At 46.4% G+C, this 11,285-nt stretch carries 15 protein-coding genes; 11 read left to right on the forward strand and 4 right to left on the reverse strand.

Going from position 1 to position 11,285, the window contains the following annotated elements:
- The first annotated feature begins 1 nt into the window (after position 1).
- Complete coding sequence (locus ALIPUT_RS10885; protein WP_004330020.1) at positions 2-589, forward strand: ORF6N domain-containing protein; 588 nt, start codon at positions 2-4, stop codon at positions 587-589.
- A gap of 87 nt (positions 590-676) precedes the next feature.
- On the forward strand, positions 677-1,585 hold the full coding sequence (locus tag ALIPUT_RS10890; protein ID WP_004330021.1) for a BRO-N domain-containing protein: 909 nt from the start codon (positions 677-679) through the stop codon (positions 1,583-1,585).
- Between the two features lie 625 nt (positions 1,586-2,210).
- On the opposite strand, the gene ALIPUT_RS10900 is transcribed toward ALIPUT_RS10890, so the two are convergent.
- The 4 genes from ALIPUT_RS10900 to ALIPUT_RS10920 all read right to left on the reverse strand — a co-directional run bounded on the left by ALIPUT_RS10900 (position 2,211) and on the right by ALIPUT_RS10920 (position 5,421).
- Positions 2,211-2,495: a hypothetical protein gene (locus ALIPUT_RS10900; RefSeq protein WP_004330023.1), complete on the reverse strand. Its 285-nt coding sequence runs from the start codon at positions 2,493-2,495 to the stop codon at positions 2,211-2,213.
- A 243-nt stretch (positions 2,496-2,738) separates the two neighbouring features.
- Entirely contained in the window at positions 2,739-3,143 is a 405-nt protein-coding gene (locus ALIPUT_RS10905; protein WP_004330024.1) for a lipocalin-like domain-containing protein, read from the reverse strand.
- A gap of 844 nt (positions 3,144-3,987) precedes the next feature.
- The gene (locus tag ALIPUT_RS10915; protein WP_004330027.1) at positions 3,988-5,070 is read right to left on the reverse strand and encodes a type I restriction endonuclease; all 1,083 of its coding nucleotides are present in this window, start codon (positions 5,068-5,070) and stop codon (positions 3,988-3,990) included.
- 9 nt (positions 5,071-5,079) lie between these two features.
- Complete coding sequence (locus ALIPUT_RS10920) at positions 5,080-5,421, reverse strand: helix-turn-helix domain-containing protein (RefSeq protein WP_004330028.1); 342 nt, start codon at positions 5,419-5,421, stop codon at positions 5,080-5,082.
- Positions 5,422-5,539: 118 nt separating this feature from the next.
- Here ALIPUT_RS10920 and ALIPUT_RS10925 point away from each other — a divergent pair, with 118 nt between their 5' ends.
- The 9 genes from ALIPUT_RS10925 (at position 5,540) to ALIPUT_RS10955 (ending at position 11,262) form a co-directional block, all read left to right on the forward strand.
- Positions 5,540-5,839 carry a hypothetical protein gene (locus ALIPUT_RS10925; RefSeq protein ID WP_004330029.1) on the forward strand — a complete coding sequence of 100 codons (300 nt, stop codon included), beginning with the start codon at positions 5,540-5,542 and terminating at the stop codon, positions 5,837-5,839.
- Positions 5,840-6,005: 166 nt separating this feature from the next.
- Positions 6,006-6,554 carry a helix-turn-helix transcriptional regulator gene (locus ALIPUT_RS10930; RefSeq protein WP_040293850.1) on the forward strand — a complete coding sequence of 183 codons (549 nt, stop codon included), beginning with the start codon at positions 6,006-6,008 and terminating at the stop codon, positions 6,552-6,554.
- On the forward strand, positions 6,551-7,291 hold the full coding sequence (locus tag ALIPUT_RS10935; protein WP_004330031.1) for a hypothetical protein: 741 nt from the start codon (positions 6,551-6,553) through the stop codon (positions 7,289-7,291). The genes ALIPUT_RS10930 and ALIPUT_RS10935 overlap by 4 nt, the downstream gene beginning before the upstream one ends.
- A gap of 198 nt (positions 7,292-7,489) precedes the next feature.
- A complete protein-coding gene (locus ALIPUT_RS10940) occupies positions 7,490-7,846 on the forward strand; it encodes a helix-turn-helix domain-containing protein (RefSeq protein WP_004330032.1) in 357 nt (118 codons plus the stop codon).
- A 495-nt stretch (positions 7,847-8,341) separates the two neighbouring features.
- On the forward strand, positions 8,342-9,670 hold the full coding sequence (locus ALIPUT_RS12580; RefSeq protein WP_004330033.1) for an A1S_2505 family phage non-structural protein: 1,329 nt from the start codon (positions 8,342-8,344) through the stop codon (positions 9,668-9,670).
- A 35-nt stretch (positions 9,671-9,705) separates the two neighbouring features.
- Positions 9,706-9,882 carry a hypothetical protein gene (locus tag ALIPUT_RS12895; RefSeq protein WP_004330034.1) on the forward strand — a complete coding sequence of 59 codons (177 nt, stop codon included), beginning with the start codon at positions 9,706-9,708 and terminating at the stop codon, positions 9,880-9,882.
- 4 nt (positions 9,883-9,886) lie between these two features.
- On the forward strand, positions 9,887-10,015 hold the full coding sequence (locus ALIPUT_RS13240; RefSeq protein WP_004330035.1) for a hypothetical protein: 129 nt from the start codon (positions 9,887-9,889) through the stop codon (positions 10,013-10,015).
- On the forward strand, positions 10,012-10,428 hold the full coding sequence (locus tag ALIPUT_RS10950) for a hypothetical protein (protein ID WP_004330036.1): 417 nt from the start codon (positions 10,012-10,014) through the stop codon (positions 10,426-10,428). The genes ALIPUT_RS13240 and ALIPUT_RS10950 overlap by 4 nt, the downstream gene beginning before the upstream one ends.
- A gap of 180 nt (positions 10,429-10,608) precedes the next feature.
- Complete coding sequence (locus tag ALIPUT_RS10955; RefSeq protein ID WP_004327633.1) at positions 10,609-11,262, forward strand: RAD52 family DNA repair protein; 654 nt, start codon at positions 10,609-10,611, stop codon at positions 11,260-11,262.
- Positions 11,263-11,285: the final 23 nt, after the last annotated feature.

The following is an 11,285-nucleotide window of genomic DNA, read 5'->3' on the forward strand; positions in this document are numbered from 1 at the left end:
TATGGAACTGCAACCCATCCAAAGCAAAATTTACGAAATACGAGGCCAGCGGGTGATGCTGGACCGTGATTTGGCGGAATTGTACCAAGTAACAACAAGCGCTCTCAATCAAGCGGTAAAGCGTAATATCGAACGCTTTCCGCCCGATTTCATGTTTCAACTGACAGATGCCGAAACTGAAAATTGGAAATCACAAATTGTGATAACCAATTCCATCACGATGGGTTTACGCCGCAACCCCTATGCGTTTACCGAGCAAGGCGTTTCTATGTTATCGGCTGTTTTGAAAAGCTCCGTTGCCATACAAGTAAGTATCGCTATTATGCGTGCTTTCGTAGCGATGCGGAACTACATCACGACCACGACGACAGTAACGGCCGAGTTGGCCGAAATTCGGGCGAAACTGGCGTTACTGGAGCGGGTGGACGCCGACAATGCCGAGGCGGTCAGCGATCTGTCGGAAGATATGCGCAAGGAGCTTGATAATATCTACAACGCTATTGCGGCGTTGTCGGTCAAGATACCGCAGGCACGCAAACCCGCCCGCAAAATTGGATTCCAACAAGCGGAGCAAAAGGCGGAAGAGTAGCAACGTACCCGACGAACACAATCACCTGCCCGAAGTGCGGGACGGTGCTGGAGGTAAAAGAAAAGGAATAAATAAAACTACATTCCTATGACACAAAAGCAGGCCATACAGTTGTTCGAGGACCGCAAGGTGCGCACCGTTTGGGACGAGCGGACGGAGACGTGGTATTTTTCCGTTCTCGACGTGATCTCCGCTCTGACGGACACCGTGAATCCGACCGATTATTTCAAGAAGATGCGCAAGCGGGATGAAGCGCTCGCCTCGTTCGTGGGGACAAATTGTCCCCAGATAGCCATGAGGTCAGAAACGGGAGTGATGCGCAAGACGCTGGCCGGAGATGTGAAAACCGTCCTGCGGATTATCCAGTCGATTCCGTCACAGAAAGCCGAGCCTTTCAAGCAATGGATGGCGCAGGTGGCAAGCGACCGCCTCGACCAAATGCAAGACCCTGAGTTATCTATTGAGCAGGCCGTAGCCGATTATAAACGCCTTGGATATTCGGATACATGGATTAACCAACGCTTGAAAAGTATCGAAGTCCGTAAACTTCTCACTGACGAGTGGAAACGCGGGGGCGTTGATGGAACGCAATATGCCACCCTTACGGACATTATCACGAAGGAGTGGGCCGGACGTACCACGAAAGCCTACAAACGTTACAAGGGGTTGAAAAAGGAGAACCTGCGGGATAATATGACCAATGTCGAACTGCTGTTGAACTCATTGGCCGAGGCCTCTGCTACCGAACTTTCCCGAAACGAAAATCCAATAGGTTTCAAGGCCAACGCCAACGTCGCCAAACGGGGCGGTACAGTAGCTAAAGTTGCCCGACAACAACTCGAAAGCCAACTCGGACACTCTGTCGTATCACCCCTCAACGCTCGGCAATACCTCGGAACGTTGCCCGACAATCCGCCACCCGAAACAGCGCACCTTACTTCAGCGGTAAAATCGACGAAACCGATTACATGCGACACCTCAAACGAGGAGGAATAAATAGTTCTCAACTTAAAAACACAAATGAAACTAAAGTAATAAACGCATCGAATTCGATGCGTTTTAGAATATGAAATGTAATATGGAACCGTCTCTGAATATTCGATCATTTCGAATAGGCAATTTAGTGTATAACCCCCATCTTGAGCGAATTGGGTATATTGCAGAAATTACGCGTGCAGACATGACGTTATTTCATGGTGAGATGCTAATTAAGGAAGCCGGATTTTATCATGAGATTTTAGATAAAGTAGTATTATGAGATGTTAGGCCTATACGTTTGACTCCAACGTTATTGGAAAAATGCGGCTTTGAGAAAGAATTTAGCGACTGTTACCAACGATTTGACTACTATATCATCCCCCGTGTGATATGCTTATCTCCTAAAAAAGAAGGGTTCTGTTGGCAGGTGGAAGACGAAATCGACGATTGCAATGTGGATGTGCCCATAAAGTATCTGCACCAGCTCCAGAATATATATTTTACATTGACCGGAACGGAGCTGAATGTAGAAAAGATATATGATGCGAGAATGTAAAAAGCCGAGGGAACTCGGCTTTCTGTTTATCATTTCAAACCGACCGAATCAAAAATAGGGTACGGTTCGATATGTCATTTTCTCGGTTCATGATTGAGGCGGGATTGTGAGTTGATTATCTTTTTTAGTCGGTCTCGACCGCAATACCTCCAATATCACTCGGTCACCGTCGAGAACCAGCATCCCGTGCCGACGGGGATCACCACCTTTTGTGCGGTGCTCGGCCTCGCATTCGGTGCGGATCCGGACACAACGGAAACCTGCGGCCTCGAAAGCCGATCCGATTAACGATAGGTCGCTGCGTTTGGGGACGCAGTACATGGGGTTAATTGCCGCTTCGATGCGGCCCATGCGTTCGATGCGCTTTTTCATTTTGATTTAGCAATAAAAAACTGCGTTACGAGTTGCTCGGCTCAAAATGCAAGCCGTCGGGCGTTTCCGCTACCGAACTCGACGCAGTTAAATTTAACTGTATGTATAGATACAAAATACCCAATATGGTTGGATATGTTTGCATCGCATTTTGATTTAGCAATGCAAATATAATGATTTTGTAGGGAATAACAAAGGCGAGAATAAATCTCGCCTTTGTTTTGAAACATATATCCTATCTGATTACTTTTTTTGAAGTTTTATTTCCAGTGTTATATTATCTCCTGCTACACCCATAGACACTTCGGCAATTCCGTTTGAGATAGAATGTACTTTGTATCTGTATAATTCTTCCCCGTCTATATAAGTATATATCATATCCCCTTCAGCTTTGTATGTTCCTGAACCGTTGCCAAAATACCCGCTTCCCGAATATGTACCATTTTCATAAAATACAACAGAGAATGCAAGATTTGTGTGTGGCGGTTGGGTTATATCTATCCATTCGCCGTTACTTTGTATGGCAATTCCCTGCCATGTGCCATAAAGATTCTCAATGTCGAACTTGAACGATTCTTGCTCATCCTTTTCGCACCCCATAAAAGTAACTGCACAAATAACAGCCATCAAAAGTAAAAATTTTTTCATAACATAAATTGTATTGGTTAGATGCTGCAAAGTTACAAAATTCCCCCCCCCGCAAAATAATGAGCCTATTTTTTTGAAGTTGTGCCGAAAGTTCCGAGGTTTGTAAAAACGCTGAAGCTATGATTTTTATTTTTATTTTGTTTATCCTTATTACTATGTTTGTCGTGGTAATTATATCCGAATACCGCTTCAACAAGATAATAAAAGCCCACGATAAACGAATGCGCCAGATGTTTTCCGATATTGAAGAGGCGTGTAAATAGACTTATTAAATTACGAATTTTCATCTTACAAATACCGTTATGTTATTAGTACTTGGAATTGGGCTGGTAGCACTGGCCGTAAGCGTTTATCTCATATATAGGGATATTGATGATATTAAGTATCGTATGGGCCATATAGAGAACGATATATCACGTATGCGCAAGTGAGTATATAACGTCATTGATAAACTGCCAAATAGTTATAATACCGGCAAGGGCTGCGATTACGATTCCGACGAATTTTATCGCATTCGTAATCTTGCCTCGTCGTTGCTTGCGGTATATAGCTTTTGTCCCTCCGTTATCAAAGTATAACGGAGTGTAGTCTGTTGTCTGAATGTGCGAGTGAACATCCTTAATATATCCTTTCTCGGATAGCACGGCGATGATTCGCTTGTATTGAACCCCTTGATAATCCTCTTGGGATAATATATACCGGACATTAAGGTCTTCCATCAGTTTATCGGCGACCTTTATATCTTCTTTCCGCAGTAAGGTTTCCAGATGCAATATGCTGTTTAGTTAGTTCCACGTTCTATTTTCGGCGGGCCGGGCCTCTCCCGCCGGATTTGGGGCTTCCTTTATTTCAGATAAAATTTAACGGTTGATATGAGTTGGTCCGATAGTTTGTAAATGTCAGTAAGTGCTGTAATTAAATGTTTTGTTCCTTTCTTTTCCTCGTCAAACGTTTCAACATACTTTTTCCCTCCGTTGAAATGCAAGCGACAAATAGGCTTTCGATTGTTATCATCGAAAAGGATAGCGAAATATGACTGCGCATCCCGATCTACGACCCGATCAAGATCAACGGTATTACAGAGAATAGCTCGCACGATGTAGAATCCCATAAGTTCTTCATCAGTGGTCACTATCTTATTTCCATCTTGCATATCCTCTTCATTTGCAACCGATTTCTCCGTGGAGACATTTGAGGACACCTCGACCGACGGAACGTCAGGCGTAATGGCAGATTTAAGCCTTTCGTTTATATAGTCATTCGTGTACTGTTGAAATGCCCGTTGAATCATCGGACGGAACTCGTCAATGATGTTCTTTGTTACCACTCCGTCATAAACCTGTTTAGTCATAAATTTCACAAATAAATCGGATGGATTACTACTTTCCTTGACAATCAATGACCGAAGCGCATTTATGTACTTCATTTCTGTGGCGGAATTGAGTATCATATACGTATTATACTGGTCATGTCGGAATTGCTTCAACTTCTCAATATGGCTATCCTTTAAGTTAAGCATATCTATCTCAAAGAACGGCTTATCGTCCATTTTGTTAGGAGTGTCCAGATCTGTATAGAACTGATAGTTGATTCCATTCGTTAGTACTCCAAATTTGGCCTGCGATACATGGTAGTAGCGGAATAGTTGCGCCTTGTATTTGCTTAAGTCAGCCGACCAATGTTTACACTCAATTAGCATGATCGGCTCGCCGTCCATACATACGGTATAGTCGATTTTTTCGCCTTTCTTCGTTCCATAGTCGCAAATACATTCGGGTGTAACCTCTTCCGGATTGAAAATATCGTAGCCGAGTGCTTGCAAGAACGGGAGGACAAATGAGGTCTTTGTTGCCTCCTCCGTCTTTACATTGTCTTTGAGTTTGCCGACGCGCTCAGCAAGGATTAGAAGTTCGTCTTTAAAGTCCATAGAGTTGGTTTATTTTGAATTATTATCGTCTATATATTTGAGCACGCGTTGTAGTATTTCTCCGTTTTGACGGATGATTTCTGAATTTTGGGTCAATATTATTTCGTATTGCCGATCTCTTTTCTCGAAAAACGAGATGAATTTTTGATCTTCCATACTTGAAATAGAGGGTTCGCGATTACTATAATATAGTAGTATGTATTTAGCATTTGCTTCACTCGGCTCTACCTTGCCACTTAACCATTGACCTATAATCGATTGGGATAATCCCGTGTCCTGCGATATACGATATGCCGTATAGCCCAATTCTTTAAGTAGGTTTATGGCTTTATGTTTCAAATCTTCATTCATGTCGCGATATTTTTATAATACTACATATAAGTATAAATATTTCCAATATAGAATACTTTGATATTTTATTGTTATGCTAAAATATTTTAGTATATTTGCATTGTAATTCAATTATTGTATGACAAATTTAATTACAAATAGCGAAAAATCAAGAGGTAACAATGCTGTAGCATTGCTTTTACCCTTCGAACGGTATGTTCAAAGTATCACTAACCTTGAAGAACGCAAGCGACTTTGTGATACTTGCAAGCAGGCTATCGGTATTCGAAGCGACACTCAATTATGGAACTACCGCGTAGGCAACGTCCGGCCTGATATGCTGAAGCGACGAGAACTTGCCAAGATCATCCGCCGTCATTCCGGTGATAGCAGCTATACCGCCGACAACCTCTTTCCCGTGGAATTTTACAACAGATAGATAATATGAAACGTATTCAAAGATTTCACAAGACGAAATGTGCGGCAGAACGATATATCGCAACACTCGGTACTGATGCCCGGTTTTATCATGCGTATAAATGTACGAGCGGCAGTTATTGGGTCGGGACGGAATTAGAATGGTTGAATCGGTACTAATACATCATATGCAAACGATCCGCAATATAGAGTTTTTCAACGATCCCGAGGGAGGGGTAATGGTACGCGATACCGAAGGCGTCCATACTTACCAGCCCGAAGACAAGATGCTGACAGGGGCATTGTTTACCCGCATCGAGACCGAATATCCGAAAGCATTCAAGGCTCTCGCCGAGATTTACCGCAAGAGCCGTGCAAACGTGAACTACTACCGGTTCCTGATCTGCCACCGTTTTATTCGCTGCAATTTCGGACGGTTGGACAACAGGCAGGACATCGACGGGATGGGGCGCTTCACCTTTGAGGATGTGAGTTGTCCGATCAAAGGCGAATGCAAGTATGCCGGCATTATATGCAGCCCCGAGTTCGATACCCGATTGACCGAGCGGCAGAAGGAAGTGATGAAACTCTATATGGAGGGGATGGGCGATGAAGAGATCGCGGATATGCTTTACATATCGCCCGAGACGGTGCGCACAACGAAGCGCGACGCCTTCCGTAAGGCCGAGGTACATTCGTTGGCTGAGTTCGCAATCCAATACAAGGATAAGTTATGAAAACTCCGTGGCGATGGTGGCGGGAACGCCAAGCGACCGAGAAAACATGCAAACACTTGGCGCTCATGACGGAAGATATTACAAATATCACAGACCGGCTGGTGGCGTTCGTGTGGGAAGATATTGAAAAGATCACAGACCAAATGTCGGAGGATTTGCTCCGGCCGATTGAAAGTATTAAACCAATAAAAAAGAATGTGCTGAAAGATTTACTTAGCTGCGAAGGCCGGAGGTTCCGGTGTAAGATTGATGGTACTCTTGCCACAGGGATAATTCGAGTGGTAGATGAATGTGTGTATTTATGCCAAAATGAAAAAAATGGGTCTCACAGCATCGACAAAAAAGGATATAAATATGCATGGTGTGTTTACTCTGGAACCGAAGCAGATTTTGCTCATCCCAATGTCAGGGTCACCGATTTCCGGTTTATTCCTATAACCGCCGAAGAGATCGAAGCCTACAAGGATTGGCAGGTGGGGGATCGACTCAGAAAAAAAGACGGATCATCCCGAACTATAGAGGTTATCTTCCGCTTCGGAGAACTCATAGTGGGCAAATTTATCGATACAAGGAGAGCTTTAACTAACTACACCTGCGATGAGCTATACGAGGATGGTTTCCGCCTCATCGTCGATCCTGCTCCTGAGGAGGAGATTGTCGAGGTGACGATGGACGAGATCGCCAAGTTGAAGGGCGTGCCCGTTGAGCGGCTGCGAATGAAGAAGGAGGACAAATAACGACAAAGAGTGCGTGGTAGAATGGTATTACGAATCGATTAGTGGTAAAGACCAAGTGTACTCACGATGCGCTTAATGGACAGTACACCCTGAAGAGCGCAGATGTTCAAACAGAAGCTAACCGATTGAAAGGCATTCCAGACGTGGAATGTTTGCCAGTTCGAATCTGGCCGCACTCCCTAATCAATATAAAGTATTATGAACGAGCCAATTATTATTACCACTCCCGCAGAATTGCGCTCTATTGTCGCTGACGAAGTGGCGGCGATTTTGCCGAAGCTCGCCGATTTCAGGCGTAAGAATGAACCGGTAGAAATCGACAATTTGTCCGTTGAAGAAGCCGTGCGGTTTATTGCGGAGCAAGGTATCCCGACCACCCGTTCGACGATTTATAATTGGGTTTTTCTAAAAAAGATCCCATTTAAGAAAATTGGACGCCGCACGGTGTTTTCCAAAAAGGAGCTTCTTGCTTGGATCGAATCCCGTACGACTTTGCCGGAGGACAGACGGGCCGTTGCAGCTGCGCGTATCGCCAAAAGTGCTAACTGCAAATAAAATGACAGATAGGCTACTACCGAACCAGTGACTAATATGTACTTCTATGCTGTACTGGTCGGCCCTGGTAGTGGATCAACCGAGCACTATCCGCGCCCAACGTTCTTTCATTCGAGTAAAGTTAAGAGTTGAGATTAGTTGAGTTTGCCATTTCCGGGCGCGGATTTTCAAAGTCCGTATCGGGTTGAATGTCCCGGTGCGGGCGCAAAGGACGGCACGGAAGCCGTAGGGGTCCTAAAGCCTGCCATAAACCCCGGCCGCAAGGCAGAAAGGCTGGAACGAATAAGCGGTTCATTGAAATACGAGAACCATCCGAAGGGATGTAAAACCCGGCGAGCGACTTGGCGCAGAAGGGCGGATATTAGGCCGATCAATACCAAAAAGCAGGCGACGATCCGGAGCAATTCGGGGAGCCGGTAGCGATATACCCTGCGATTCAGTCGTGGTCTTCGATGACGACAGGGTGCAAATTTTAATCAAAACAATTTACGTGCAATGTCAAACAAAGTATTTACCCCAGAGAACATTTCCAAATTAAAACAGAACGAGGTCTTTGTATTCGGCAGTAATAAGGCCGGTAACCACGTTGGCGGCGCAGCTCGTGTCGCGGTCGAGAAGTTCGGCGCGATCATGGGGCACGGCGAGGGCTTACAGGGCCAGTCCTACGCTATCCCTACGCTCGATGAACAGATGGACAAGGTGTCTACCGAGGAATTGACGCGATCGGTACGGAGATTCGCAGACTATACACGGTACAATACCGATAAGGTTTTCTATGTAACCAAGATCGGATGCGGCATCGCTGGATTCTCGGTCGAAGAGATTGTGGAAGTATTCAAAAGCGTCTCGTTCGGCGATAACGTGGTGCTTCCGCAAGAGTTCGGCGAAGAAAAACATATCGATGGATTTAAAGGGTTCAATGCAGATATGACCTGCCTGGGCTTCAAATTCGAGGAGGGCAAGACTTACGAAGAGGATGTTGAGTTGAAAGTTTGTAATCGAGGCTTTCATTTCTGCGAATCACCGTTCTCTGTCCTTAGCTATCGTGATATGCTGGATGATGAATGCAAGTTCATCCCTGTGCATCATGTAACAGCTTTGGGGCGATGTCATTCCGACTCGGATAAAACGGCGACGACAAAGATTCACATCGGGGCAAAACTCGATTTCAAAGGATTCATTAAAGCTGGTATAGATTTCATTTACGAGAAGTGCATCAAAGAGGGTCCGACCGACAATGTTAATTCGGGCTACGGCGCAAAGATCGGCTCCTCGGGCGACGACGCACAGATCGGCTCCTCGGGCGACCTCGCACAGATCGGCTCCTCGGGCTACGGCGCAAAGATCGGCTCCTCGGGCTACGGCGCACAGATCGGCTCCTCGGGCTACGGCGCAAAGATCGGCTCCTCGGGCTACGGCGCAAAGATCGGCTCCTCGGGCTACGGCGCAAAGATCGGCTCCTCGGGCGACGACGCAAAGATCGGCTCCTCGGGCGACCTCGCAAAGATCGGCTCCTCGGGCTACGGCGCAAAGATCGGCTCCTCGGGCTACGGCGCACAGATCGGCTCCTCGGGCGACCTCGCAAAGATCGGCTCCTCGGGCGACCTCGCAAAGATCGAAAGCGAAGGTAACAATGCTGTTGTAGCAGCCATAGGTATAGATTCAAAAATAAAGGCAAAGAAAGGTAGCTGGATTACCCTCGCTGAATATGGCGAGGATCTGAAACCAGTGTGCGTAAGGTCTGCACAGATCGATGGGAAATCGCTCAAGGAGGATGTTTTCTATCAACTGAAAGGCGGCGAGTTTGTCGAAGCAGCAGAATAACAGCAAATATCATCCACAAGTAAATCTTTACCAACATGCAAACCTTCTTTTCCGAAAGCACAGTCAAAAGTCTGTGGGGCACGCTTGCGGGCCGCCTCTGGCGTGCGTGGTACCGCCTCAAGAGCAAGGTGCGCCGGACAATCGACAAGTCCCGCCGCCGGGCACATAAACTCCAAAACCGACCCCGTGTCTATCGGGTCGAAATTCGGTAAGAGTATGGCACACTTAATTACACTCGTAGTAGTTTCCGTTCCTGTTTGCCTGGTGTTCGGCTGGGCGCTGTCCGGTCCCCGGCGTATGCGGATCACCCGCTATCTGTTGAATGAAATTTTCGAACAGCGATGAATACTTCCTACTACGTCACCGACACGGCTCAAATGCCGCCGTCCACTCGGAAAGAACCCTCGGAAGAGTATTACTTCTTCGAGAGCACCCGTTTCAACCGGCCGCAAACGACAATTCATCTGACCGATCAGGAGATTCGGACTTTCGCCAAACGCATCGCCGATTACATCACCCGAAGGACAGTTGCAGGGCCTATGGAATCTTTCGACTTTCAGATAGAATATCACGGCGTTGCGGTGCAGGGACGCTATACGGTGGAAACCGAGCGGCAGGGCGCGGTGCATTCGATGGGAATGACGGAATGGATCGACGTCCCGATACGGGAGGAAACGAGCATAGCGAGCGCCTGGTGTACGGCCACGGACGAGGAGGTTCCCCGGGTGATGGAGAAACTGAATGAATTGTTAAAATAGCTGACATGAAAACGAGAATCGAGATTTACGAAATCAACCGCCCGCAAAACATTGTTGCCTCGGGTTCTTGGAATAGGCAACTCTCGGCTGCCGAGATACGCAAGGAAACCAAATATATGATGCGGTATAGCGATTCTAAAAAGTTCGCATCACGAGTGATAACCGATAGAGATTGAGAATATGGAACTGCGTAAAATATCCGAAGAACAGAAAAGATTACTGGATCGGCCGCTGCCTTCAGAGGCAATATCGCCGCATCCGACAAAGAACTACCTGTCCACGATCAAAGCGATCTACGTTACCGAGCGTCTGAATGACGTATTCGGAGTAGGTAGCTGGCGTGTCCGCTCCGAACAGGTTGCCCGTGACAATAAGATGGTGGTTGTCAAGGTAACGTTCGAGATACCTGAATATGGTATCTATTATGAATGTTATGGAGGTAACGATAACTCAGATTTGGGTGATGCCCACAAGGGGGCTACAACCGATGCTTTGACAAAGATCGGGTCCTGGCTCGGGATTGGTGCCGATGTATTCAAGGGTAAATCGCGCAATATGTCAGCAAAATGCGCGGCAGCTGCTCCGGACCCTCTCGCTTCGGCCCGGCCCGATACGCCCCGGACAAAACATCGGATTACGACAGATATGCTTGACGATCCGATCAAGTGCGATTGTCTGCTTAATTGGGGTTATGACTTATGGACCGCTTCAGGCTATGCGGCAGATTTCGATATTGCCGCACGTCTTCTGAAATCTTATGACGCCGATACTGACGTGCTTAAACGTTATGCGGCTTTGTTCAATTCTTATAAGATGGCTCGGCATGGAAAATAATTCATTATTGCTCTGTGAAACGG

Source organism: Alistipes putredinis DSM 17216, assembly GCF_000154465.1.
Classification (GTDB): Bacteria; Bacteroidota; Bacteroidia; order Bacteroidales; family Rikenellaceae; genus Alistipes; species Alistipes putredinis.